The sequence below is a fragment of the Haliea sp. genome, assembly GCF_040221975.1.
GTDB lineage: Bacteria > Pseudomonadota > Gammaproteobacteria > Pseudomonadales > Halieaceae > Haliea.
Genome location: NZ_JAVJWR010000026.1, coordinates 26,479 through 51,076, shown reverse-complemented (window position 1 = coordinate 51,076; position 24,598 = coordinate 26,479). Strand labels below are relative to the sequence as shown.

Annotated in this window: 24 protein-coding genes; 9 read left to right on the top strand and 15 right to left on the bottom strand. The window is 63.8% G+C overall.

Going from position 1 to position 24,598, the window contains the following annotated elements; translation table 11 throughout:
* Positions 1 to 5: 5 nt before the first annotated feature.
* From RLO07_RS10395 to purE, 5 genes are read right to left on the bottom strand one after another with little or no spacing between them, the layout of a single operon-like run.
* Positions 6 to 326 (bottom strand): YqcC family protein, encoded by a 321-nt coding sequence (locus tag RLO07_RS10395; protein ID WP_462292074.1) that lies wholly within the window; start codon positions 324 to 326, stop codon positions 6 to 8.
* A gap of 20 nt (positions 327 to 346) precedes the next feature.
* A complete protein-coding gene (locus RLO07_RS10390; protein ID WP_462292073.1) occupies positions 347 to 649 on the bottom strand; it encodes a P-II family nitrogen regulator in 303 nt (100 codons plus the stop codon).
* A 2-nt stretch (positions 650 to 651) separates the two neighbouring features.
* Positions 652 to 1,605, bottom strand: a complete 954-nt coding sequence (locus RLO07_RS10385) for a sodium-dependent bicarbonate transport family permease (RefSeq protein ID WP_462292072.1) — start codon at positions 1,603 to 1,605, stop codon at positions 652 to 654.
* The gene (locus tag RLO07_RS10380; protein ID WP_462292071.1) at positions 1,592 to 2,698 is read right to left on the bottom strand and encodes a 5-(carboxyamino)imidazole ribonucleotide synthase; all 1,107 of its coding nucleotides are present in this window, start codon (positions 2,696 to 2,698) and stop codon (positions 1,592 to 1,594) included. Before RLO07_RS10380 ends, RLO07_RS10385 begins: the two co-directional genes overlap by 14 nt.
* Positions 2,695 to 3,195 (bottom strand): 5-(carboxyamino)imidazole ribonucleotide mutase, encoded by a 501-nt coding sequence (gene purE, locus RLO07_RS10375; protein WP_462292070.1) that lies wholly within the window; start codon positions 3,193 to 3,195, stop codon positions 2,695 to 2,697. Before purE ends, RLO07_RS10380 begins: the two co-directional genes overlap by 4 nt.
* 172 nt (positions 3,196 to 3,367) lie before the next feature.
* On the opposite strand from purE, the gene nhaR reads away from it, so the two are divergent.
* Positions 3,368 to 4,255, top strand: coding sequence for a transcriptional activator NhaR (nhaR, locus tag RLO07_RS10370; protein WP_462292069.1), 888 nt, complete (start codon positions 3,368 to 3,370; stop codon positions 4,253 to 4,255).
* 58 nt (positions 4,256 to 4,313) lie between these two features.
* Here nhaR and dinG read toward each other — a convergent pair whose 3' ends face one another.
* Both dinG and RLO07_RS10360 read right to left on the bottom strand, forming a co-directional pair.
* Entirely contained in the window at positions 4,314 to 6,446 is a 2,133-nt protein-coding gene (dinG, locus tag RLO07_RS10365; protein ID WP_462292068.1) for an ATP-dependent DNA helicase DinG, read from the bottom strand.
* The gene (locus RLO07_RS10360) at positions 6,440 to 7,609 is read right to left on the bottom strand and encodes a 1-acyl-sn-glycerol-3-phosphate acyltransferase (protein WP_462292067.1); all 1,170 of its coding nucleotides are present in this window, start codon (positions 7,607 to 7,609) and stop codon (positions 6,440 to 6,442) included. Before RLO07_RS10360 ends, dinG begins: the two co-directional genes overlap by 7 nt.
* A gap of 166 nt (positions 7,610 to 7,775) precedes the next feature.
* Between RLO07_RS10360 and RLO07_RS10355 the strand changes: the two genes are divergently transcribed.
* Positions 7,776 to 7,997, top strand: a complete 222-nt coding sequence (locus RLO07_RS10355; RefSeq protein WP_462292066.1) for a hypothetical protein — start codon at positions 7,776 to 7,778, stop codon at positions 7,995 to 7,997.
* A 270-nt stretch (positions 7,998 to 8,267) separates the two neighbouring features.
* Positions 8,268 to 8,540: a hypothetical protein gene (locus RLO07_RS10350; protein WP_462292065.1), complete on the top strand. Its 273-nt coding sequence runs from the start codon at positions 8,268 to 8,270 to the stop codon at positions 8,538 to 8,540.
* An 11-nt stretch (positions 8,541 to 8,551) separates the two neighbouring features.
* Here the strand turns inward: RLO07_RS10350 and RLO07_RS10345 are convergent, their stop codons facing one another.
* Together RLO07_RS10345 and RLO07_RS10340 are read right to left on the bottom strand one after the other, a co-directional pair.
* Entirely contained in the window at positions 8,552 to 9,547 is a 996-nt protein-coding gene (locus RLO07_RS10345) for a tyrosine-protein phosphatase (RefSeq protein ID WP_462292064.1), read from the bottom strand.
* Positions 9,548 to 9,622: 75 nt separating this feature from the next.
* Entirely contained in the window at positions 9,623 to 10,297 is a 675-nt protein-coding gene (locus RLO07_RS10340; RefSeq protein WP_462292063.1) for a TetR/AcrR family transcriptional regulator, read from the bottom strand.
* Between the two features lie 164 nt (positions 10,298 to 10,461).
* Between RLO07_RS10340 and rpsT the strand changes: the two genes are divergently transcribed.
* Positions 10,462 to 10,731, top strand: a complete 270-nt coding sequence (gene rpsT / locus RLO07_RS10335; RefSeq protein ID WP_462292062.1) for a 30S ribosomal protein S20 — start codon at positions 10,462 to 10,464, stop codon at positions 10,729 to 10,731.
* Positions 10,732 to 10,830: 99 nt separating this feature from the next.
* On the opposite strand, the gene RLO07_RS10330 is transcribed toward rpsT, so the two are convergent.
* The gene (locus tag RLO07_RS10330; protein ID WP_462292061.1) at positions 10,831 to 12,012 is read right to left on the bottom strand and encodes a ferritin-like domain-containing protein; all 1,182 of its coding nucleotides are present in this window, start codon (positions 12,010 to 12,012) and stop codon (positions 10,831 to 10,833) included.
* Positions 12,013 to 12,127: 115 nt separating this feature from the next.
* Here RLO07_RS10330 and RLO07_RS10325 point away from each other — a divergent pair, with 115 nt between their 5' ends.
* Positions 12,128 to 13,126 carry an AraC family transcriptional regulator gene (locus RLO07_RS10325; RefSeq protein ID WP_462292060.1) on the top strand — a complete coding sequence of 333 codons (999 nt, stop codon included), beginning with the start codon at positions 12,128 to 12,130 and terminating at the stop codon, positions 13,124 to 13,126.
* Entirely contained in the window at positions 13,119 to 14,189 is a 1,071-nt protein-coding gene (locus tag RLO07_RS10320; RefSeq protein WP_462292059.1) for a patatin-like phospholipase family protein, read from the top strand. Before RLO07_RS10325 ends, RLO07_RS10320 begins: the two co-directional genes overlap by 8 nt.
* Here the strand turns inward: RLO07_RS10320 and RLO07_RS10315 are convergent.
* From RLO07_RS10315 to RLO07_RS10305, 3 genes are all read right to left on the bottom strand, one after another.
* Positions 14,182 to 14,457, bottom strand: coding sequence for a polyhydroxyalkanoic acid system family protein (locus tag RLO07_RS10315; protein WP_462292058.1), 276 nt, complete (start codon positions 14,455 to 14,457; stop codon positions 14,182 to 14,184). The two genes, RLO07_RS10320 and RLO07_RS10315, sit on opposite strands and share 8 nt — an antisense overlap.
* 36 nt (positions 14,458 to 14,493) lie before the next feature.
* Positions 14,494 to 15,369 (bottom strand): DMT family transporter, encoded by an 876-nt coding sequence (locus RLO07_RS10310; RefSeq protein ID WP_462292057.1) that lies wholly within the window; start codon positions 15,367 to 15,369, stop codon positions 14,494 to 14,496.
* A gap of 80 nt (positions 15,370 to 15,449) precedes the next feature.
* The gene (locus tag RLO07_RS10305) at positions 15,450 to 16,316 is read right to left on the bottom strand and encodes a TIGR03619 family F420-dependent LLM class oxidoreductase (RefSeq protein ID WP_462292056.1); all 867 of its coding nucleotides are present in this window, start codon (positions 16,314 to 16,316) and stop codon (positions 15,450 to 15,452) included.
* Positions 16,317 to 16,524: 208 nt separating this feature from the next.
* On the opposite strand from RLO07_RS10305, the gene hslO reads away from it, so the two are divergent.
* Both hslO and RLO07_RS10295 read left to right on the top strand, forming a co-directional pair.
* The gene (gene hslO, locus RLO07_RS10300) at positions 16,525 to 17,421 is read left to right on the top strand and encodes an Hsp33 family molecular chaperone HslO (RefSeq protein ID WP_462292055.1); all 897 of its coding nucleotides are present in this window, start codon (positions 16,525 to 16,527) and stop codon (positions 17,419 to 17,421) included.
* Between the two features lie 128 nt (positions 17,422 to 17,549).
* Positions 17,550 to 19,127, top strand: a complete 1,578-nt coding sequence (locus RLO07_RS10295) for a phosphoenolpyruvate carboxykinase (RefSeq protein ID WP_462292054.1) — start codon at positions 17,550 to 17,552, stop codon at positions 19,125 to 19,127.
* Positions 19,128 to 19,308: 181 nt separating this feature from the next.
* Here RLO07_RS10295 and RLO07_RS10290 read toward each other — a convergent pair whose 3' ends face one another.
* Both RLO07_RS10290 and RLO07_RS10285 read right to left on the bottom strand, forming a co-directional pair.
* Positions 19,309 to 22,425 carry an efflux RND transporter permease subunit gene (locus tag RLO07_RS10290; protein ID WP_462292053.1) on the bottom strand — a complete coding sequence of 1,039 codons (3,117 nt, stop codon included), beginning with the start codon at positions 22,423 to 22,425 and terminating at the stop codon, positions 19,309 to 19,311.
* Positions 22,426 to 22,427: 2 nt separating this feature from the next.
* The gene (locus RLO07_RS10285) at positions 22,428 to 23,621 is read right to left on the bottom strand and encodes an efflux RND transporter periplasmic adaptor subunit (RefSeq protein WP_462292052.1); all 1,194 of its coding nucleotides are present in this window, start codon (positions 23,619 to 23,621) and stop codon (positions 22,428 to 22,430) included.
* A gap of 218 nt (positions 23,622 to 23,839) precedes the next feature.
* Here RLO07_RS10285 and RLO07_RS10280 point away from each other — a divergent pair, with 218 nt between their 5' ends.
* Positions 23,840 to 24,511: a hypothetical protein gene (locus RLO07_RS10280; protein ID WP_462292051.1), complete on the top strand. Its 672-nt coding sequence runs from the start codon at positions 23,840 to 23,842 to the stop codon at positions 24,509 to 24,511.
* Positions 24,512 to 24,598: the final 87 nt, after the last annotated feature.

The following is a 24,598-nucleotide window of genomic DNA, read 5'->3' as shown; positions in this document are numbered from 1 at the left end:
CGCTCCTACGGGGCGCCGCTCAGCAGCCTGTCGATACGCCGCAGCGACGCCAGCAACTCCGCGGTTGCCAGCTGCGAGCCGCGGAAAAACTCCTCCGCCATCGGTGTGATCGCACAGCGCTCCGGCAGCGCGGCGTCCTCTTCCAGCAGCCGGTAGAGGGTCGGCAGGAACACGAACTGCAGCCACTGGGGCAAGCTCAGGGTATCCACGCAGAACGGCTCCACCGAGGCCAGCGCCCGGGACGATGGCGGCACCCGCTCCCACAGCGACAACTGCCGCAGCTGGGCTTCGATATCAATCAGGGTTGCTGCCACTTCCGTTCGCATCAGGTTCCCCGGTTCGGTCCTCAGAACTTCTCCGGCCTCAGCACATCGACGTCACTGAGGTAGAGAATCATCGCGTAATTATCGTAGTAGTGCTCGCGCAGCCCTGCCGCTATACGCTCCGCGGTGCTCTCGTCGCAGACCACTTCTATGCGCACATTGCGGTTCGCTTCCCAATTGCCCTCCCTGACCCCGCGTGCGCCCTTGCCACGAGCTTCGGTAATGGTATAGCCGTGGGCACCCCAGCGCTCCATGTCGCGCAGAATACGGGACTCGACCGCGGACTCGGTGACGATTGTCAGCAGGCGGCGCTGATGCTGATGCATGATCAGCCTCCTCCAAAGATGGCATAGGCATGGCGTGACAGCCAATGATACAACGGAATACCCAGAACCACATTGAACGGAAAGGTAACACCGAGTGACGCCGCCAGGGACAGCGCGGGATTGGCCTCGGGCAAGGATATGCGCATCGCGGCCGGCACCGCGATATAGGAGGCACTCGCCGCCAGGGTTGCCAGCACCACGGCGCCGCCAACCGAGAGGCCCAGGACCCAGGCCAGCGTCAGGCCACAAACGGCAGCCACCACGGGTGCCAGCACCCCGAAGCCAAGCAGGAACAAGCCATAGCGTCGCAGGGTGCCAAGCTGGCTCGCAGTGACCAGGCCCATCTCCAGCAGAAACAGCGCCAGCAGACCCTGGAAGGGGTTGAAGAACAGCGGCGCCAGGCTCTGCAGACCCTCCTCCCCCGCTGCCCAGCCAATCAGCAGGCCGCCCACCAGCAGCACGATACTTTTGCCCAGCAACACTTCATGCGCGGAGCGACGCAGGCTGGCGCCGCTGCCCAGGCCCTTCGCGAGCACAATACCCACCAGAATCGCCGGAATCTCCAGCAACACCACGAACACCGGCATGTAGGCTTCATAACTGATGTCGCGCGCCGCCAGATACGCCACGACAACCGCGAAGGTACCCACACTGACGGAGCCGTAGTGAGCGGCAACGGAGGCCGCATCGGTTCGCGGCAGGCGCCCGAGATACAACAGCACCGGGTAGGCCAGCAGGGGCAGGGCAAAACCCATGGCAATGACGGCCAGCATTTGCGGCAACAGGGTCAGGAAGGGTTGCCGCGCCAGCTCCATCCCGCCTTTCATGCCTATGGCCAGCAGCAACAGGATACTGAGCAGCTCATAGACCTGGACCGGCAACCTCAACTCGGAGCGCAGCACGCCGGCGACGATCCCGAGCAGGAAGAACATGACCACCGGATCAATCAAGGACATGCTCCTCTTCGCGGCGCTGGGCGAGTTGCAACAATATCTCCAGACCAGGCTCCAGTAGCGCAGAACTGCTGGCGCACAGGGTCACATGACCGAGCTTGCGGCCGGGGGCGGGACGCTTGCCATAGAGGTGCAGATGGGCGCCTGTTACCGCAAGTACCTCGCGCGGCGCCGGCGTCTGGCCCACAAAATTGACCATGGCCGCGGGCCCGCGCGCAGCGGTGGCGCCCAGGGGCAACCCGGCGACCGCGCGCAGATGGTTTTCAAACTGGGAGGTCACCGCGCCTTCTATGGTCCAGTGGCCACTGTTATGCACCCTGGGCGCATACTCGTTGGCGAGCAGGCTGTCCCCGACCTGGAACAACTCCAGCGCCAGCACTCCGACATAATCCAGGGTCTCCAGCAGGCGCCGGCAGTAGTCTTCCGCAAGCGCCTGCAGCGGGTCCTGCAACAGCACCCGGGACACACTGAGGATACCCTTGTCGTGCCGGTTCTCGGTCAAGGACCAGAACCGGCACTCGCCCGCACGACTGCGCACGGCGATGACCGAGACTTCCCGGTCAAAGGGAACCATGGCTTCCAGCAGACAGGGCACACCACCCACCGCACGCCAGGCATCGGCAGCGTCACCAGCATCCCGCAGAACAACCTGTCCCTTGCCGTCGTACCCCATGTGGCGGGTTTTCAGTATGGCTGGCAGCCCGGTGGTCTCGATAGCGCTGATCAGGTCCTCAAGGCTGTCGACGGCGACGAAGCGCGCGGTGGGCAGTTGCAGGCGACGGAACAGGTTTTTCTCCAGCAGGCGATCCTGGGCCAGGGCGATGGCACGGCTGCCGGGAAGTACCGGCCGCTGCCGCGCCAGAAACTCAAGCGCCGCCAACGGCACGTGCTCGACTTCAGTCGTCACCACCTCGACTTCGGCCGCCAGGGTCGCCAGGGCGTCCTCCGACTTGAACGAAGCGTGCAGCAGCCGGCCAACAGCTGCCGCACAGGCCTCCGCGGCGGGCTCCAGGAATACACACTGCAGGCCCAGCGGATGTCCCGCCAGTGCCAGCATCCGCGCCAGCTGGCCGCCGCCGAGAATACCAATCTTCACGCCAGCGACTGCCTCGGATCCGGGTGCTCCAGCACACGGTCCGACTGCTGCGCCCGGTACTGTCGCAGACGCTCACGCAGCTCGGGGTCATCGCCGGCAAGAATGGCCGCCGCCAGCAACGCCGCGTTGACCGCCCCGGCGCTGCCAATGGCCAGGGTTCCCACCGGAATCCCCGCCGGCATCTGCACGATCGAAAGCAGCGAGTCCATGCCGTTCAGGGCACGGGATTGCACCGGCACTCCCAGCACCGGCAACAGGGTCTTGGCGGCCATCATTCCCGGCAGGTGCGCAGCGCCACCGGCGCCGGCGATGATGACCCTCAAACCCCGCTGCTCCGCCGCTTCGGCGTAGGCGAACAGCTTGTCGGGGGTGCGATGGGCCGATACCACTTCCACTTCATGCGGCACCTGCAGGGCCAGCAGGGCCTCCGCCGCACCCTCCAGTGTTTCCCAGTCCGAACGCGAACCCATGACGATACCCACCAGCGGTGCCGTCATTGTCCACACCCCGCGAGAGCTGCTGCCAGTGGCGGAACCGCGGAAGTACCTGGTGACATGGTTATCCTCGCTGCAATCAGGGTTGGGGCGTTTTGGGAGGCACGCATGCTACAGAAAGCCCAGGCTATGATACATTCGATTTTATTGGTAATTCTATTCGAGAAAACCTGAAATGACACCGCTCAACTACAATCATCTATACTACTTTTTTCATGTTGCCACAGACGGCAGCATCACCCGCGCCAGCGCACGCCTGAACCTGACCCCGCAGACCATCAGCGGGCAGATTGCCGCATTCGAAGAGCACCTGGGCACCAAGCTGTTTCGCCGCGAAGGCCGGCGCCTGCGCCTGTCCGCAAAAGGCCGGCAGATCTATGGCCACGCCGAGACCATATTCCAGCTGGGCAGCGAGATTCGCCAGATGCTGCAGACAGACAGCGGCGCTGCCGAAGTGTTCCGGGTCGGCATTACCGAAGTCATACCCAAGATCCTTGCCAACCGCCTGCTGCAACCCATACTGCAGCGGCCGGGTGCCATGCGGCTGGTCTGTCATGAGGGCGACCAGGAGACCCTGCTGGCGGAGCTTGCGGTAAACCGGCTGGACTGCATCATCACCGACCAGCCGCTGGAGTCCGGCAGCCACATCAAGGCCTGGAACTATCGAATTCTCGATAGCGGCTTTACATTTTTTGCGGTGCCCGAGCTCGCTGCCAGCTGCAACAGCAATTTTCCGGACAGCCTCTCCGGGCAGCCCTTCCTGGCCCCCGGGCGCAAGGCCAGTATTCGCTCGTTCCTGCTGGCCTGGTTCGAGAAACACGACCTGGCACCGAACATCATTGCCGAATTCGATGACAGCGCCCTGCTGAAATCCTTCGGCCAGGCCGGCCTCGGCATATTCGCCGCCCCCAGTATCATCGAAGACTATGTCATGTCGCAGTACGGCGTTGCGGTGATCGGACGCACACAGGAGTTCGTCGATGTGTTTTACGTGGTCTCGCCGGAACGGCGCCTGCAGCACCCGGCCACCCTGGAGATCATGGAGTCGGGGCTCACACTGTAGCTTGCCGTGCAATACTGCCGCGCGAGACCTGCCCTCCATTGTCCGCGCCCCGCTTTTTTTACCTCGCGAGATCGCGCTGGAAGGGCGGCAGGGAATCGAGGATAGCCTGGCCGTAACGGCGGGTCAGGATGCGCCGGTCCAGCAGGGTTACCCTGCCGGAGTCCTGTTCACTGCGCAGCAGGCGCCCACTGGCCTGGACCAGCTTGAGTGCCGCGTCCGGGACGCTGATCTCCATGAAGGCGTTGCGCCCCTGGGCCTCGACCCACTCCGCCAGCGCCGCCTCGATCGGGCTGTCAGGTACCGCAAAAGGTATCTTCGCTATCACCACGTGGCGGCAATAGGCACCGGGCAGATCCACCCCTTCGGCGAAGCTGGCCAGGCCGAAAATGATGCTGCCGCGGCCGGCATCCACTGCCTCCCGGTGCTGGCGCAGGATCTCCTGTTTGCTGCCGTCACCCTGCATCAGGATCATTGCTCCCAGACCGTCGCGCAAGCCCTCGTAGACCTCCTGCATCTGTCGCCGGGAAGAGAACAGCACCAGGCTGGCCTCGCCGCGATCCAGCAGGCCTGGCAACCGGGCCACAATGGCCGCGGTGTGGGCTTCCGCATCGCCGGGATCGCAGTCCATGGCCGGCACGTGCAGAGTAGCGCGGGAATAGTCGAAGGGGCTCGCCACCACCTTGAAAGCCGCTTCCCGGGGCACACCGGAGTGCAGGATAAAGCGCTCGAAGGAGCGCAGCGCGGTGATGGTTGCGGAGGTCACCACCACACCGGCGGCCCGCGACCACAGGTACTCCTCGAGGATATCGGCCGCGAGGATCGGGCTGCAGCGCAGGTCGAAACCGAACTGGCCGCCGCTGTCGAGCAGCGTGATCCAGCGCGCCTTGGGTGGAACGTCATCTTCACCACTGACCGCGTACTCCTGCCACAGGGCGAGGGTAGACTCGGCACGGCTCAGCAAGGCCCCCAGACTGAGGTGCCAGGTTTCAATCTCGTTCTTGTCGAGCCCGGCATCGTCCTCTTCCAGGGCCTCTTCCAGCCGCTTCTCTATTCTTGCGAGCCCCGTGGCGAGCTGCTGAAACTGCACTACCAGGCCGGCAGCGAGGGGCTGCAGGACCTCGGGGACGTGCCCGTGGGGCAAGCGCAGCTGTTGGTCGTCACCGCGGCCATTGCCCGGGGGACGCTCCGCGAACAGGGTGGCGACGGTCTGCTCGGCGACCTGCAGCCCGGCCTGGGCCTCATCCATCACTCCGGGCAGCGACTGCAGAGTACGCTGCAGGTCGGTCAACGGCACCAACACCGAGGCGGCCTGGGCCAGCAGTTTGCGACTCTCCTGCAACCACTGGCCGGTGGTGTGCAGGCGACAGAAACTGGAAAAGTGCGACAGGGCCTTGTCCGGCAAATGGTGGCCCTCGTCAAAAATATAGATGCTGTCCTCCGGCGCCGACAGGATCGCACCCCCGCCGAGGGCCAGGTCCGCCAGCACCAGGTCGTGGTTGGCGACAATCACATCGGCGTACTGCAGCTGCTCCCTGGCCCGGAAAAAACTGCACTGGCTGATGTTGGGGCAGCGGCGGCCGCTGCACTGGCTGTGGTCGGTGGTGGCGCCGAACCAGATCTCCTCCGGTACCTGCCCGGGCCAGTTGTCCCGGTCCCCATCCCATTCACCGCGACCGAGGGCCTCGACCATGGCGCTGTACACCGGCAGCGCTTCGGCGGCCTCCGGCGCCCGAAATTCGTCGGGGTACAGGGGCAGCACGTCGCCGGCGCCGCTGCCGGCCAGCTCGCGGTCCAGCTTCGACAGGCAGACATAGCGTCGGCGGCCCTTGGCCAGGGTATAGCTGAATTCCAGCCCGCTGTGATGACGGATATCCGGCAGGTCCTTGTTGACGAACTGCTCCTGCAGGGCAACGGTGGCGGTAGCCACCACCAGGCGCTTGCCCAGGGCCTGCGCCAGGGGAATCGCGGTGACCGCATAGGCGATAGTCTTGCCGGTGCCAGTGCCGGCTTCGATCACGCAGACTGCGGGGGTTTCCGGGTCGGCGCGGCCGCTGGCAGGGACAATACGCGCCAGGGCATTGGCAATCTCCGCGATCATCTGCCGTTGCCCCCAACGCGGGCTCAGTCCCTTGCCCGTCATGATCGCGGCGTAGGCTTCGCGGATCTGCTCCTTGAGAGCGTCGCTTAACAAGACGGCGCGCAGGCCCCGGCGCCGGTCCGGGCCAGCTTGCTGGCTACTGCATTGCCGTAGATCGCCAGTGCAAAGGGCCGATGGGCTGCGGGCAGCGCTTCGATCCTGGCCTCGAACCGGGCCCGGGAACAGCTCCCCTCCTCCAGTGTCAGGTCACCGGGAATACTGACCGCATCCCCGTGCAACATGCGATAGGCATACAGGTTGGTAGGGTGGAGACAGTAGAGTGCAACCACCTGCCGATCGATCTCCTTCGCCACCTGGTCCGCATCCGCGAACTCCCCGGCCAGCGGGGTGCCAAAGGCGACATGTACCCTGCCCTTGCTGCCCGCAATACCGCGCGCGATCGACGTCACATCCTCCTGTTCAGCCTTGGCATAACTTCCGGTAGTCTGGCGCAGATACAACTCCCGTGCCTTGAGCCCGTCGCAGGGATCCAGCTCGTAGGAAATCGATACCGGCACAATGCCGAGCGCGTTGACCACCTCGCTGAAGCTCTCGGCCTGCTTGTCCCGGCTCATGGCAAGCATCTTGATCACCGCCGGCTCGGTACGGTCAATGCCGTCCTTGGCCCTGCCCTCGCGCTGCGCGATCCATACCGGCGCCCGCTCTTCCTGCAATGACATCCGGATGTAGTTGGCCAGATGACGCGAAGCCGCCAGCAATTCACGGCCACTGCCGGGGGAACGCTTGACGATAAAGCTCTTGTTGAGCCGCATGAGGTCCGAGACCCAGGGCTTGGTCAGCAGGTTATCGCCAATGGCGATGCGGACCGTCTGGTGGCCGCCGCGATGCAGCGCGTAATTGGTAAACGCCGGGTCCATCACGATATCGCGATGGTTGCTCATGAACAGCCACGGACGCGAGGGGTCCAGGTCATCGAGGCCGGATACCGAGAAACCCGAGGTGGTGTCGGTGATGACTTTCTCGACATAGTGCTTGATCACCATCTGCATGCCGTGGACATCACTGACGTCACGCAGCTGGCGCCCCAGATACCAGCGAACCGCCGGACGGCAAAGCACAGGTGCCAGCGCCGCGACCTTGCCCAGGCTCAGGCGGGCAATGGCATCCAGCAATTCCCGGTCGCCCAGCAGGCTCCTCAGTACCGCTGGCACCTCTGCATCACGGTAGGGGCGGATATCGGCAAAGGGGTCACTCAAGCAGGCATCCTCGGATTCAAGAAGCGGCACACGATACCCAAATTCGCCGACGCCGTCATCCGCCCAATCCGGCCACATCGGGACACGGCGCAGCGCTGACAGCAACCCGGTGTTCTGCTAATCTGCGTTCCGGCCCTGCGACAGTCATGCGCCCTTTGGAGGAATCATGGAAGCGACTTCTGCATCACTGCTCACCTTTGGTATCGCAGCCCTGCTCGTCAGCTGGGTGCTGCTGTTGATCCAGTCCTGGAAAGAGGACTACGCCTGGGGTCTCTGCACCCTGATCCTGCCGCCCTTCGCCTACCTGTACGGCCTGTTTCGGCTGGACAAGGCGGGCCAGGCAATACTGTTGGCGCTCATCGGGGTGATTTTGATCTGGATGGCCTGATCCGCTCCGCAGGTCTACCGTGCATTAAACATTTGTAACCTTCTGCCACCCGGGCCACACCCGTGCTGATTTATCCATTGGAAACAAGGTGTTAGCGCTTCCGACCCCCCTCAACATATTCCGCTTGTTACTCAATTTCCCATAAGCTTACAAAACCGTAACTGTTCTACACGCGTAAACAGCGGGTATCCTGATTTGAATCTGGTCGACGCCGCGCCACAGCGGCCCCAGGCTTTCACCCAACCCGTCACTCGCAGAAAGGAACTCCCCATGAAATTTGCCAAGATCGTTGCCGCCTCGGCGCTGCTGGCCCTGTCCGCCGGCACCTTCGCCGCCAAGCCCACCAGCATCGTATTCCAGGGCAACCAGGAAACCGCCGACGGAACTGCCTACACCGAATACCTGGTCAAGTGCTCCAATGGCAAGACTGCGACCATGACCGCCTGGGAAAACCGTCGTCGTTGGTGCGCGGGCAACGAGCTGAATGAGCAGTGCGAGCGCAAACAGATCAAGGCCGCCAAGGCAGCCTGCGACGCCGCCTGAAGAACCAGCGGCTACTCCAGGTAGCGCCGGCGCAGCTCTTCGCGCTCGGCGCTACCGACCCCCAGCACTTCCTCCAGGTAAGTCTCCACCGCACCATAATCCTCAATGGCCTCCAGCGCACGCGCCAGATAGGCCTCGTGCACTTCCAGCATCGGTAGAATCGCCTCTTCCGGCACCGACTCCAGTCCGTATTTCGCCCGCAGGCGGTCCACTTCCTGTTGTGGATGGTAGAAGCGCGCCGTGAGCATGTAATCCTCCATGACCTGGTCCACCGACACTCCCAGCGCCAACAGGATCACGGCGACGGCAAAGCCGGTGCGATCCTTGCCGGCGGCGCAGTGGACCAGAAACCGGGTGTCCTGGCGCTGCAGAATTTCGCGGAACATGCGCGCGTAAATGGGACCCTGGCTCTCGACGAAGTCGCGGTTGATCTCCACCATGAAATCGAACATCGGCTGCCGTCCGCCGAGGTCGAGGCGCCCCTCGGTGAAAGCAGCGGCATTGCTGCCGGGGGTGATCGGCAGGCTGGCGACCTGTGGCTGTCGCGCCTCGGGATAGCGGCTGGGACTGCTCTGCTGCTCGTCCTCGCGACGGAAGTCGCACACCAGGTCCAGTTGCAGGCTGTCCAGCAGTTCCAGGTCCTGTGGCGTGAGTCCCGACAGCTGGCCGGAACGATACAGGTAACCCCAGCGCACGCGGCGGCCGTCGGCACCGCGGTAGCCGCCGAAGTCGCGGAAGTTGGGTGTCCCCTGCATGCCCAGCTTGCGCTCCATGGCCAGCACTTCGTTACCGTGCTGGTCACTCAGGCGGAACTGGTGGCGTCGCGCCGCAGGCAGACCCGCAATGCGAGCGCGCGGAGCCGCCTCGTCATAATGGGCCTGTACCTGGCCGTGGCCACCCAGCGGGTCGACCCGCACCTGCGTGTCCGGATGGCTTGCCGCCCACTCTATGTGATAGTCGCCTTCAGCGGCGCGCCAGATTTGAACCGCATCGGAAATCAGGGGCATAGCTTCTCTCTGGTCAGTGAATGTGTGAGTGGGGGCGCCTCAGCCGGGGGCACCTCACTCGGAGGCACCCAAGCGCTAAGCGGCAGGAGTCTCTGTCGCGGGTGCCCCGGCGCTACTGGCCGGGCCCGCGGGCAGGGCAAGCACCGCCCGCAACAGGGTTTTCACCAGCGCGAGCTGGCGCTCCAGCGCCTGCTCACTGAACGGGTCCTGCCCCAGCAGATCGCGGTACATGGGCGCCATGGTGACATAGGACATGACCAGGTTATTGAACGCCATGACCGCCCAGGGCTGCAGGCCCGCCTCCCCCAGCGCCCGCAGCCCCGGCTGTGCCAGCCCTTCGTCGGTGCCAAACATGGGCTGGAAAAAACGCTCGATCAGGTCGTTGGTACCGGGACCGCCGGACAGTGCCGCGTGCTGCAGCAGCCGCGCCAGATTGGGGTTGGCGTGGTGCTTCCGCACTATGGTCTCCAGCCAGTCCTGCAGCCGCTGGTCACTGATCGGCCCCCTGGTCAGCTCCTCCATCGGTGCCGCGAAGTCATCCAGCAGTCGCCCCAGCACGGCCCGGTAGAGCGCCTCCTTGTTGCGGAAATGATTGTAAAGACTGGGGGAGCGAATGCCGACACGCTCGGCGACATCACCCAGGGAAGTGCCCTTGTAACCCTTCTGGGCGAACAGATCCTCTGCTGCATCGAGAACGCGTTCCGGCGTGGTCGCGGCGGGCTCCCGGACAGGTACTTTGGTCAAGGCCATATAAGGCGACACCGTGTGTAAGCAAGACAGTAGGGCAGTATACCGCAGCACACCCGGATCATGAATCACCGCGGCCTCCGGAAACACCTTCTCTGGTTGACAAGCAGCGGCCCAATGTGAATAATCTCGCCTCCTGAATTTTGCCGACCCACGAGGATCCTATAGTGGCCAACTCCCCACAAGCCAAAAAACGCGCTCGCCAGGCCGAGAAACGCCGCACACACAATGCCAGCCTGCGCTCCCTGGTGCGTACCAACATCAAGAAAGTCATCGCTGCAATCGGCACCGGTGACGCACAACAAGCCAAGGCCGCCTACGACAGCGCGGTGCCGGTGATCGACCGGATGGCCGACAAGGGCATCATCCACAAGAACAAGGCTGCTCGGCACAAAAGCCGCCTGAACGCGCAAATCAAGGCTCTGGCTTCCGCCTGACCCTGCAGACCTGAATTCCACAAAAAAGCCGGCGCTACGCCGGCTTTTTTGTGCCTGCTTGGAATGGGAGGGCTGAGGGCAACCCCCAGCCCTCTCCCTTCAGCTTGCCTTGCGCGGAGCTTCCCCCTCTTCGTTGATCTTGTGGAACTCGGCCAGCATGCTCTGCTCGTAGCCCTGAGCCTCCTCGGTATCCAGCGGACGCTCCAGCAGCGCCCAGTCGATATCGCCATCGGTTGCCAGGTTCTCGAACTCCAGAATCCCCAGCGCCTCGAACTTGGGCCGGACCTTGTCGGTCAGCAGGCCAATGCGCTTCAGGTTCGGAATAACGCGCTGGAACAGCAGGTTGCGGAAAGTGGACATCACAAACCCTTCCAGCACCTGCAGACGGGCCTCTTCCACATCCCAGCCAAAGTGGGCGAATACGTCCGTTGCGACCAGGCGCTCACGGCTGACGACACAGGCCTCGTACGCAAACTGGGCACGCTCTTCGCGCTCTTCGTCAGTCAGCGACTTGACGAACTCCTCCAGGTAGTTGACCCCGAAGGTCACGTGACGGGCCTCGTCGCGGGTCACCAGGTAGACCACATCCTTGAGGACCGGATCCGGCGTGGTTTCGCGGGTCGTGTTGAAAGCCGACAGGGCCAGACCCTCGATCACCAGCTGCATGCCGATGAACTTCATGTCCCAGCGCGCGTCGGTCAGGATCTTGTCAATGATCGCCTTGAGGTGGGTATTGATCGGATACATCACGCCGATACGCTGTTGCAGGTACTTGTTGAACACCTCGACGTGGCGAGCCTCGTCGAAGGTCTGCGAGGCAGCGTACAGCTTGGCGTTCAGCGTCGGGGCGCAGGAGCAAAGCTGCGACGCTACCAGCAGGGCACCCTGCTCGCCGTGCAGGAACTGCGACAGGCTCCAGGCGTTCATGTGCAGCCAGAATTCCTTGCGGGTCGCCTCGTCCATGTCCAGGTAGGGCTGGTAGGTGTGCAGGTTCATCAGCTCCGGCATCCGGTCCTGCTCCGGCCAGGGACGGTCCCAGTTGATATCCATCTCCGGATCCCAGTTGAGCTGCTTGCCCAGGTCGTACAGTTTCTTGATGCGGTCGTCCTGCACCTTGTAGTCCCAGTTATAGGAACCGGTCAGCGGGGTATTGAAAATCTCTGCGATGTGATCGACATCGCCTTCGGTCAGCAGCTCCTCAAGATCGGGGTTTTCGTGCGGGTAATCGGCGCCGGCAAAACGCTGGATCTTGCGGGGGGTACCAGTCCATTCTACTTTCATGACCATGCTCTCCTGAAGGCTTATGGCAGTTATGTGGCGATACTATGGGAGAACCTGCCGGGGTCAACAAGGTAAAGTCTTGTCAAAATAGGGTCATTTGTGGCCAAATGGTTCAATGCCCAGAGCCAGCGCCCCCGCCCAGTACGTTCTTATCCTTATCGACATGGTCGAGAGCCAGGGCTACGCGCGCGATCGCCTGCTGGCGGGCACCACGCTGGCGGAGTCCGGCCTGACCGGGATCGGTGCCCGGGTCAGTGAGGAAGATTTCAGCCGCCTGGTCAGCAACGCCTTCGACCTGACTGGCGACACCGCCCTGGGCCTGCACTTGGGCTTGCGCCTGAACCTGGGCGCACACGCCGTTCTGGGCCAGGCCTTCATGACCTGCCGCGACCTCGGCCAGGTGATGGAGCTGTTCCTGCGCTACTACCACCTCCTGTCCTCCCCCACGCTACATCTGGAGCAGGATGTCATCAATGATCGCTGTGTGCTGACTACCGTCAGTGCACCGCGGGACAACCCGGTGGAATTTGCCAGCGAAGTCATGTACGCCGCCATTTTCAACACCTTGCGCGGCCTGCTGGGCAGGAACGACCTGCAACTGCGCGTCGAGCTGCCCTATCCACCCCCGGTTCACGAACAGATCTACTACGACGTCTTTGGCGGGGATGTGCACTTCAACTGCCCGCTGGGGCGGATTTCCTTCGACGCCGCGCTGCTGAGCACCCCCCTGCCCCTGTCCAACCCGGCTCTGCGCTCCCTGTACGAGGAAGAGTGCGCCCGCCTGCTGGCGGACCTTGAGGAGGGCGAGTCAGTGGCGGAGCAGACCCTGCGCCTGCTGCGCAAGCTCGAGGGGCAGTACCCGCAGATGCCACAGGTGGCGCAAATGCTGAACTTCAGCCCGCGCACCTACCGCCGGCGCCTGGAACAGGAGGGCACCGCCTACCAGCTGCTGCTGGACCGGGTGCGGGCAGAGCATGCCACCCGCTATCTGCAGAACAGCCGCCTGCCCCTGTCGACCATCGCCTACCTGGTCGGCTTCAACGACGCCTCCAACTTTCGCAGGGCCTATCACAAGTGGACCGGGCGCGCGCCGCGGGATATGCGGGGTGAGTAGTACCGGGGCGCTGTCGGTTTACCTGGGCAAGCGGGCAGCGGCGAGCATCGCCGAACAGGGCTGGCACCCGGATCTGTTCAGCCTGCTGCTGGGCGCATCCGGGGGCCCCAAGTGGCTCATTCTGGGGCAGCTCGACAGGGTGCTGTTCGGCGATTTCCTCGCCCGCGGCCAGCGCGAACTGTCCCTGCTGGGCTCATCCATCGGCGCCTGGCGGCACGCCTGCCTGGCACAAGCGGACCCGGTAGCGGCGCTGGACCGTTTCCAGCAGGCTTATCTGGGTCAGGCCTATTCCCCACGACCGACCACCGCCGAAATCAGCGCGGCCAGCTCGGACATGCTTGAACAGATACTGGGAGACGACGGGGCCGACGCCATCGCCTCCCATCCTCGCTTCCGCACCCACATCGTTACCGCCCGCGGCCGCGGTGCGGCGGGCACCACGCAGCCCGCGCTGCTGGCCGCCGCCATGGGCGCTGCCGCGGTCGGCAACTCGCTGCACCGGCGCCTGCTCAACCTGGCGTTCCAGCGCGTGGTATTCCACAGCGGCACCGCACCGGCACCCCAGTTCAGCCTGACGGACTTTGCAACGGCCTATACGCCCTTGCGCCCGGCCACCGTGCCTCTTGCCCTGCACGCCAGTGGCTCGATTCCCTTCGTTCTGAGGGGGGAGCGGGATATCGCGGGCGCTCCCGCGGGACAGTACTGGGATGGCGGCATCATAGACTACCATTTTGACCTTCCGCAGTACCGTGGCGAAGGCCTGCTCCTGTACCCGCACTTTCGCGCCGATATCACCCCGGGCTGGTTCGACAAGTTCCTGCCCTGGCGCAAGGCCAATATCCGGCTTCTGGATGACCTCGTGCTGTTGTGCCCCAGCCGTGACTTCGTCGCCTCCCTGCCGCAGCGCAAAATCCCGGACCGCACCGACTTCAAGCGCCTGGGTACCAATGCGCGGACTGCCTACTGGCGCGAGTGCATGGAACGGAGCCGGGCCCTGGCGGAGGATTTCGCGGCCCTGCTGGCAAGCCCGGACCCGCTGGCAGGGGTCACTGTACTCAGCTGATCATCTCGTTGAGATAACGCTCTACTTCGGCCTTGAGGGGCCGCTGGAAAGCCGAGGCCAGCAGGCCCAGACGCACCGACACATCGACTACCCCATCGTGGAAGGACAGCAGGCCATCGATGCCGCCACCCTTGATGTGCACGCTGTCACCCTCCCAGCGCGAGCGCACGCCGTGCTCATCCTGGAGCCGTTCCGCCAGCCGCTGCGCCGCCTGCCGCAATTCCTCCTTGGGCATGGTATAGGGTTTGGTCAGCCGGAATCCCGCCATGGTCGCCTGTGCCTGTCAAGTTCAACAGTGCACAGGTTAGCCCGTACCCCGGCGCATGACCAGCCAGTTCCCGGCCAGCACCAGGCCAAAGCCGGCCAGGCCCAGCAGCGTCCACTGGTAGTCCTCAAAAAGGGTCGAGATCAGCAGGGCGACCACCGGAAACAACAGCGAGCTGTAGGCGGCCCGGTCCGGACCGATATTGCCGATCAGGGTGACATAGGCCCAGAACCCCACCACCGAACCAAACACCGCCAGGTAGAACAGGGAGCCGAGGTAGACGAAATCCTGGTCCAGTGTTATGGGGGTGCCCGTCAGTAAAGCGAACCCATACAGTGCCAGGGCGCCGTAGAGCATGCCCCAGGCGTTGCATACCAGGACCGGCAGACCGTCGCGGCTGTTGCGGGCAGCGAAGATGTTGCCGAAGGAGGCCAGGCAGGTGCCGAGAAAACACAACAGCAGGGCGCGAAAGCCGGCGTCAGTGAGACTGAAACTCTCGAGCTGGGGCAGGAACACCGCCACCATGCCGACCAGGCCGATGCCCGCCCCCAGGGCCACCATCTTGCTCGCCGGCAGGCGCAGGAAAATGGCGCCATTGATCATATTCAGGATGACCATGGTGGAAAACACCACCGCCACCAGACCGCTGGCCAGCTCCGCGGTGGCATGGTAAATAAAAATGTAGTTGCCGCTGAACAGGCACAGTCCCTGCAAGCAGACCATGACATGATCCCGCCTCGACAGCGGCGACAGGCGCCGGCGCAATAACAGGTAGAGAAATATGAGCAGAGCGGCCAGCAGCGAGCGGTGGGCGATGGACACCATGGGCGCCACGGTGCCGAGCTGGAACTTGATGGCGATCCAGGTGGAACCCCAGATCACCACCGTGATGGTATAAAGCAGCAGGTTGTTCATCGGCAGCGCCCGGCGCAAAGCGCGCACTTTAGCGCATCCGCGGGTCCGGGCCTATGCCGGCGGCGAGCTCCGCTGCCGCATCAACGCTTGATAAACTCGCCCGCGTACCAGTTGAGCATGGCAATCTTCTCGTCCAGCGGCTTGTCCGGCTCCATTTCATAGACGTTGCGGAAGCCGATTATCACATCGGTGACACCGATCTCTTCCAGCTTGCTGATACCGGCCTCGGTAAATGCGTCCTGGCCGGTGGTGTAGACCCGGAAGGTCCTGTCGCTGGTACCGTATTCGGCGCGCAGCTCGTGCAGGCGGCGGATGTAGCCTTCCAGCTGCTGCATGTCGGCGCCTGCGCACATCCAGCCGTCCCCGACCTTCGCCGCCCGGCGCAGCGCCGGCTCGGCGTGCCCACCCACCAGAATGGGCGTGGGTGCTGTCGGCACCGGGCACATCTTGATGGCCGGCAGCTTGTGGATCTCGCCCTCGTAACCGAAGAACTCGCCCGTTTCCAGGCCGCGGAGGATATCAATCTGCTCATCCAGGCGCAGGCCACGCTTCTCCCAGGGCACGTCGCAGACCACAAAGTCCTCCTCCCAGGGACTGATGCCGACCCCAAAATCAAAGCGGTTGCTGGAAAGCGCCTGGATGCTCTGAACCTGCTTCGCCACTACCGCCACCTGGCGCACTGCCAGCTTGTAGACAAAGGTTGCAAAGCGAATCTTGTCGGTGACCGCGGCCATTGCCGCGACAGCGATCAGGCTCTCCAGGAAAGGCACACTTTCCAGGAACTCGCGGCTGCCATCCTTGTTGTAAGGGTATTTGGAGCTCGCCTCCTGCGGGTAGCAGATGCTGTCCGGGATGGTAATGCCATCGAACCCCGCCGCTTCGGCCGCCTGCACCAGGGGCAGGTAGTGGTCGGCGTCACTCATTCCGATCTGATAGCTGAATCTCATGCTTTCGCTCCTGTCTAATAGTTGATCGGCCGCCTGGAGGCGCCCGCTGCTGTCAATGCCATCACTGTACCCCCCCTGCGAACAGGGGTCATCGCCTGGTTGAAAATAGCCCCTGCTGGCCTCAAATACTGAACCTTGCCCTGCACCAGCATACGTCCCGCTGCCGTCGCGGGATCAACCATCCACCTGAATGGATTACAATTGCCCCATGAGTGCTGACAACCACGCTGCCAACCCGGCTGCCGACAGTAGCCGCAGGTTCCTGTTCGAGCAGGCCGACATCCGCGGTGAAATCGCCCAATTGGGCACCAGCCTGCGCGATATGCTCGCCGTGCATCAGTACGCTCCCGGCGTACAGCGCCTGCTGGGGGAATTCCTGGCCGCCGCCACCCTGCTGAGCACTACCCTGAAGTTCGAGGGCCGACTGATCCTGCAGGCTCGCAGCGACGGCGAGGTTCCGCTGCTGATGGCGGAGTGCAGCAGTGACCTGCAGATCCGCGGCATTGCCCGGGGCGCGCAGCTGGCGACATCCTGGGATTTCGACCAGTTGCTGGCGGACGGCACCCTCGCCATCACCGTTGAGCCATTGCGGGGCAAGCGCTATCAGGGCATCGTGCCCCTGTCCCGGCACTCGCTGGCCGCCAGCCTGGACGCCTACTTCGAGCAATCCGAACAGCTGCATACCCGCCTCTGGCTGGCCTGTGACGGCCGGTCCGCCGGTGGCCTGCTGCTGCAGCAGCTGCCGGCCCAGGTTAGCCGCGACCCGCAATTGCGCGAGCAGCAGTGGCAGCATGTCTGCACCCTGGGGGAGACCGTGACGCCCACCGAGCTGCTGCAGCTGCCCCCCGCGGACCTGCTCTACCGGCTCTACCACGAGGACCCGGTACGGCTGTTTGACCCGCGTCCGCTGGCCTTCCAGTGCAGTTGCTCGCTGCAGCGCAGTCGCAATGCCCTGTCGGCCATCGCCAGCGCCGAGCTGGAGGACATTCTCCGGGAGCAGGGCGCCATTACCGTGGATTGCGAATTCTGCAACCAGCAGTACCGGTTCGAGCGCGAGGACCTGGCCGATTTGCTGCGTGCGGGCCCGGCGCCGACGCTGCATTGAAGCTCGGCGGAGATCGCCGATTTTTTCTCCATTCTGGTTCGCATCAGGGGGCGATTCTGACATAATGGCGCCCCCCGAAAGTCCCACAGAGGCAACTCCGCCCTCAATGGCGGGCTGCAATCAGCAGCATGAAGACAGGACACACCATGACCCTTGATATCAATACCCCACGGGAATTCATCGACCTGGGTATCGCGCAGCTGGTTGAAGAAGCGCTGAAGCGCGATGAAGGCATCCTGGCGGACAGCGGCGCCCTGCTGGTCACCACCGGTCACCGCACCGGCCGCTCCCCCGCCGACCGCTTCATCGTCCGCGAGCCCAGCACCGAGGACCACATCGAGTGGGGTGCGGTCAACCGTCCCTTCGACAGCGAGCGCTTCGACGCCCTGTGGGACGCAGTCGAAGCCTACCTGGGTGAGCGCGATCGCTTTGTTTCCCACCTGCATGTAGGCGAGCACAGCGATCACTACCTGCCGGTAAAGGTTGTCACCGAAACGGCCTGGCACGGCCTCTTTGGCCGCAACATGTTTATCCGTCCCAAGCAGTACAACGTCGGCCGCAAGCCCGAGTGGACAGTGATGAACGCCGCCGGCTTCGTCTGCGCTCCGGAAGATCACGGCACCAACTCGGACGCCATCGTGGTGCTGAACTTTGCCCGCCGCAAGGTCTTGATCGCCGGCATGAACTACGCCGGGGAAATGAAAAAAGCCATGTTCTCGGTACAGAACTTCCTGCTGCCGGAGAAGGACGTCATGTCCATGCACTGCTCTGCCAACGTCGGCGAGGACGGTGACACCACCCTGTTCTTCGGTCTCTCCGGTACCGGCAAGACCACGTTGTCGGCGGATCCGGACCGGTACCTGATCGGCGACGACGAGCACGGCTGGGCCAAGGGTTCCGTGTTCAACATCGAGGGCGGCTGCTACGCCAAGACCATCGACCTGAGCCAGAAAAACGAGCCGGTGATCTGGGACGCCATCCGCTTCGGCGCCATCATCGAAAACGTGGTCCTGGACGACCAGCGCCACGCCGATTACAGCGATACCTCCCTGACCGAGAACGGCCGCTGCTGCTATCCCCTGGAGCATGTCGCCAAGCGCACCGAATCCAACGCCGGCGGCGAGCCCAAGTGCGTAATCTTCCTGACCTGCGACGTCTCCGGCGTGCTGCCGCCGGTCTCGATCCTGTCCAAGGAGGCGGCCGCGTTTCATTTCCTCAGCGGCTATACCGCGCGGGTCGGTTCCACCGAACTGGGCGCCGCCGCGGGCATCCACCCCACCTTCTCCACCTGCTTCGGCGCGCCCTTCATGCCGCGTCCCGCCAGCGACTACGCCGAGTTGCTGATGAAGCGCATCGACGATTTCGGCAGCCAGGTGTACCTGATCAACACCGGCTGGACCGGTGGCTCGGGCGCACCCGGTGGTACCGGCTCCCGCTTCCCGATTCCCGTCACCCGGGCAATCGTCGCGGCGGCCCAGAGCGGTGCTCTGCTCAACGCCCCGCGCGAGCACCTCGACATCCTCAATCTGGACTTCCCCACCGCCATTCCCGGCGTCGACCCCCGCTACGTCAACCCCCGCAACAGCTGGGGCAATATTGCCGCCTACGACGAGCAGGCCACCAAACTGGCGACCCTGTTCCAGGAAAACATCAAGAAGTTCGATGTCTCCCCGGCCATCGTCGCCGCCGGTCCGCAGGTCGGCTGAGCAGATCCCGCCCGGCGCCCCGATGCGGCATTACGCAGCGCTGGGGGCGGGGTAGGTCACCGGCGAGTGGGTCGCCCGACGAGGTGGCACATGGCCGGTCGGTAACTTCACTCCCGTCCATATGCCACCGCGCCCACGACCAAGGGGTACATGAACTCCCAAAGCAAGAATCGGCGGCGGTTCAGGTGGTTTCGATCAGGTCCTGCAGGCGCTGCTTGCGATGGAGGAAGCGGTTGCCCAGCTGTTCGCCCGCGAGGTACAGGCTGGGCACCAGCAGCAGGGTGACGCCGGTGGCGAACAGGACGCCGAAGGCCAGGGAGGTCACCATGGGGATCAGGAACTGGGCCTGGACACTGGTCTCCGCCATGATCGGCAGCAGGCCGACGAAGGTGGTCAGTGAGGTCAGGATGATGGGGCGGAAGCGATCCTCGCCGCCCTGCAGCAGCGCCTTCAGCAGCGGATGCCCGGCTGCGCGCAGCTGGTTGATGCGGTCGATCAACACCAGGTTGTCATTGACCACCACCCCGGCACAGGCAATCACCCCCAGAAAAGAGAACATGCTCACCTGCCAGTTCAGTATCAGGTGGCCAAAGATCGCTCCCATAATGCCGAAGGGGACCGCCGTGAGTACCAACAGGGGCTGGAAGTAGGATCGGAACGGTATTGCCATCAGGGCATAGATCACCAGCATTGCCAGCACCAGGTACTTGAGCATGGCATTCATGAAATCCGACTCTTCCTGCAGTTCCCCGTCCAGGGCCAGGGTGAGTCCGGGATAGCGCTGCTGCCACCCCGGCAGGTGCTCGCGCAGAATGGCATTGACCACGGCACGCGGTTCCACGCTGCCCGGCACCACCTCGGCGGATACCTCCAGGGTGCGCTTGCGATCCAGACGATCAATGCTGAGGTAGCCCGGTTCGTAGCTGATCGCGGCCACGGTCGCGAACGGCACTTCATCCCCTGCGGGGGTCCGTATCCGCATCTCGTTGAGGTTGTCCACAGACAGGCGCTCGGCCTCGGGGTAGCGCACCATGACCCGCACATCCTCACGGGTACGGGGGATGCGCTGCACCTCGGCACCGTAGAAGGCCTCCCGCACCTGGCGGGCGAGGTCCGCCAGAGTGATACCCAGATTCTCCGCCGCCGGCTTCAGCCCCAGCACGATTTCCTGCTGGGGATCCTGCAGGGTATCGTTGATGTTGTAGACCCCGGGCCAGGTCTCCAGTACCCGCCGCACCTCGGCCGCAACGGCGACCAGGTCATCCAGGGACGCCGCGGCGGCGACCAGGCATATGGGCTTGCCCATCTCGTTGATGGTGTAGTCCATCTGGAAATCCTGCACCGGCGGCAGTTCGCCTATGGCTTCGCGCCAGCGGTCCGCGAGTTCGCGGGTGTCGATTTCGTCGGAGATGGTCTCAATGATCACCCTGATTTTGTTGGCCTCGCCACTGGAGTCGATATGGCCAACAGCGGGACCGAGAACTGTCAGCTTCGGATTCTCGTTGTATTCCCGCTTGACCTGCAGGGCCGCCGACTCCACCTGCCGCAGCACTCGCAGCGTGTCGCTGAAGGCGCCACCCTCGGGCAACTCGATCTCGGCGATCACATAATCGGAGTTGATGGAGGGAAAGAACGCCGCGCGCAACCAGCCGCCGCCGTACAGCGCCAGACTGATCAGCAGCAGGCTGAAAAACACCGCCATGACCAGCAGGTTGTGGCGCAGGCAGGCGGCCAGGAAGGGCCGATAGCGCTGTTTGCCAAAGCGGGTCATGCCGTCTGCAAAGCGCAGGCGCAGGGTCTCCACCCGACGCAGGAAGGCGAACCGGCTGGGCTTGACCGGCGGCATGTGGGCGAGATGTGGTGGCAGAATCAGCAGGCTCTCCACCAGCGACAGCGCCAGGGCGATGATGACCACCGTGGGAATGGCAATCGCGGCCTGTGCCATGTCGCCCGGCATGAAGAACATGGGTACGAAAAAAATCATGGTACTGACGACCGCGTAGATCACGGGCTTGATCACCGCCTGGGTACCGCTGAGCGCGCCGGCAACACCACGCTCCCCGGCCGCCTGGCGGGCGTGGATGGACTCGCCGACAATAATGGCGTCGTCCACCACGATCCCCAGGATCAGCAGGAAGGCAAACAGCGAGATCATGTTGAGACTGGTGCCGGTGTACTGCAGTATGAACAGGGTGCCGACAAAGGCCACCGCTATGCCGACGCACACCCACATTGCCAGCCGCGGGCGCAGGAACAGCACCAGCACCAGGAATACCAGGGCCAGCCCGCCGAGCCCGTTTTTGAGCAGGGTGTCCACCCGGCCCTTGAAGGGCACCGAAGAATCCCGCCACACCGACAACTCGACCCCCGGTGGCAGGCGCTTGCGCGTTTCCTCCACCCAGGCATGGACGGTATCGCTGGTCGCCAGGGTGTTGGGGCTGGTGGTCACGAATACATGCAGGGTATGGGAGGGTTTGTCGTTGAAGCGAGTACGGACATCCATATCCTCGAACCCGTCGACCACCGTGGCCACGTCCCGCAGCAGCACCTGGGTGCCGTCACGCCGGGTGAGGACGGGAATGCGTTCGAACTCGAAGCGGTCGTAGGCCTGGCCCCGGGTCTGCAGGCGGATGTCGCCGCCGGCATCCTTGATTGCACCGGCCGGCAGGTTCAGTGACGAACCACGGATCGCCGCAACCACCTCACCGAAGGTCAGGCCATAGCGGCGCAAGGTGTATTCAGACACTTCCACCGATACTTCATAGGGCCGGGGTGTCGCCAGCTCTACCACGGACACGTTGGGCTGCGCTGCGAGGTCGTCGCGCAGCTGCTCGCCGAGGCGCTTGAGGTCCCGTTCGCCGAGATCGCCCGCCAGTGACACCGCCGCCATGTAATGCCGGAACGCCAGCTCGGTCACGATCGGACGTTCCGCTTCCAGCGGGAAGGTATTGATGGCATCGACCCGGGTCTTGATCTCCGCCGTCAGCCGCTGCATGTCGTACCCGGGCTCGGCCTCCACCACGACGGTGCCGATACCCTCGCGGGCGCTGGCGCGGATCTCCTTGATGCCGCTGAGATCGTGGATGGCCTCTTCAATGCGGATACAGATCTGTTCCTCGACCTCCCGCGGCCCCGCTCCGGGGTAGGCGAGAGCAATGCTCACGCGATTGAGCTCAAAGGTTGGGAAAAACTGTTTTTCCAGTGCCGGCACACCCAGCACGCCGCCCACCAGCAGAAACAGCATCAGCAGGTTGGCGGCGATGGGGTTATGGATAAACCAGCGTACCGGGCCGCCCACGTTCAGTGACCCGCACCGGCGACACGCGCCACTTCATTGACCTCTACCCGCATACCGGCCACCGTGACCGTGGGCTCGCGAACAATGACCCGGTCACCGCGCTGCAGGCCGTGTACCCAGACCTGACCGCCCTCGCTTTGCAGCACACTGACTGCATGCTCCACCACCTGTCGGCGGCTGTCGACCAGCATCACTGCGGCATCACTGCGCAACGCCGAGCGGGGCAGGCGGGTCACGGCCTCCAGCGTACGGCCGGCGACGGTGGCGCTGACGAACATGCCCGGCACCAGCGGTGGCCTCTCGCCTTCGGGGCCGCGGGCAAAGGGCTCCTGGACTTCGGCGACCGCGTACACCATGCGGCTGTTCTCGTCGATACTGGCATCAGTACGCACGATCCTGCCCTGCCATTCCCAGTCGCGGCCGGCAAAGGTGGTGCGCAGGGTAACCGCGGGCAGCTCCAGCGCGCTGTCGTCACTGCGGTAGTGCAACGGCAGATCCAGCAGCGCCACCTGGCGGTCAGTCAGTGGCAGCCTGACTTCGACTGCATCCGTGGCATAGACCCTGGCGATACGGGTACCGGGGGTGACGTACTGGCCGATGTCGACAAATTTTTCACTGATGCGGCCATTGAAGGGCGCGGTAATTCGGGTGCGCTCCAGATCCAGTTGCGCCGCGTCCAGGTCCGCTTGCGCCGCTTTCAGGGCAGCCCGGGCAGAGGCCAGCTGCGGCTCGCGCAGGAACAGGGCATTGGCGGCGGGATTGCCCAGGTCGCGCCACTCGCGTTGGGCCTGCAATGCCCTGCCCTCCTCTTCGGCCACACGCTGCTCCGCCGCCACCACCTGGGACCGGGCGCGGGCAATGGCGAAGCGGTAGTCGGCATCCTCGATGGCGACCAGGGCTGCACCTTCACGAAAAAAGCTGCCAGCGGCGAAATCCGCTGCTACAGATTCCACCCGCCCGGCGACCCGGCTTACCAGATCGATTGTCAGCACCGGCCGCACAGTGCCCTGGGTGACGACATCCAGGGCCAGCGACTGCGGCTCGACATTGACCACATCCACCAGCGGCACAGTTGCGGAGGGCAGGGCTTCCGGTACCGGTTCCGGCTTGCCCACCAGCAAACCCCAGGACAGCGCGAGCCCCAGCCCGGTAACCGCGGCTGTCGCCAGCAATGAACGCGAAATTTTCAAGGGCATGGGACACCTGACTATTCAGAGCTTGCAGAGAACCGGGACGAATCACTTCCCGGACAACGCTATCATACCGGGGTCGGATGGAAATACGCAGGGTCTGAGTGCGCGGATGGCAGAAACGGGAATTTGTCACTTCTAGTAGGAACATTCTAATTTTATTCCCTAAGGTGGCTGCGTCCGGTGTTGCTTTGCACCGATAGGGCCAGATGAGGAGTATTGAGATGATTGACGAAAACACCACTACCAGCACAGAGACCACGGCGATAGACACGACTGCCGCGCCGAAAAAAACTGCAGCGAAGCGCAAGGCTGCCGCCAAAAGCGCACCGAAAAAGGCTGTAGCGAAGCGCAAGGCGACGGCCGCGAAAGCCGCACCGAAAACCACCGCGGCGAGCAAGACCACTACGCCTCGCCGGGGTCCCGGCCGGCCACGTGCTGCCAGTAAATCGGCCACGGTGAAAACCGTAGAGCAGGTGGAAGCCAAGGTTCGTACGTACAAGCGTCGTGCCACCAGGACCGCCAATACCTACGAGCGTGAAGCGGAAAAGGCCGCCAACAAGCTGGCCACCCGCGCCCGCACCGTGAGCCGCAATGCCTTTCTCGCCAGCCTCGGCTTCTACGGCAAGGCCTATGACGAAATGCAGGCTCGCCTGGACAAGCTGCAGGCCCGCCTGGATGCCCGCGGCAAGGCCGCCAATGTCGCTTACGCGGAGCTGGTCAAGCGCGGCAGCAAGGTCGAGAAAGACGCCAGGGGTCTGATCAACGATATCGACCTGCCGCGTCTGGAGCTGGATTCCCTGACCGATCGCAAGAAGCTGGAAGCCAGGATGGCCAAGGTCCGCAGCCGCATCGACGAGCTGCGTTCCTCTGTCGGTCTGCGCTCAGCTGCCTGAGCACCACTTTTCTGCGCCCTGCCAGGCAGGGACTCTTTTCGGGGCCACCATGTGGCCCCTTTTTTTTGTTTCTGGTTAAATGGCCGG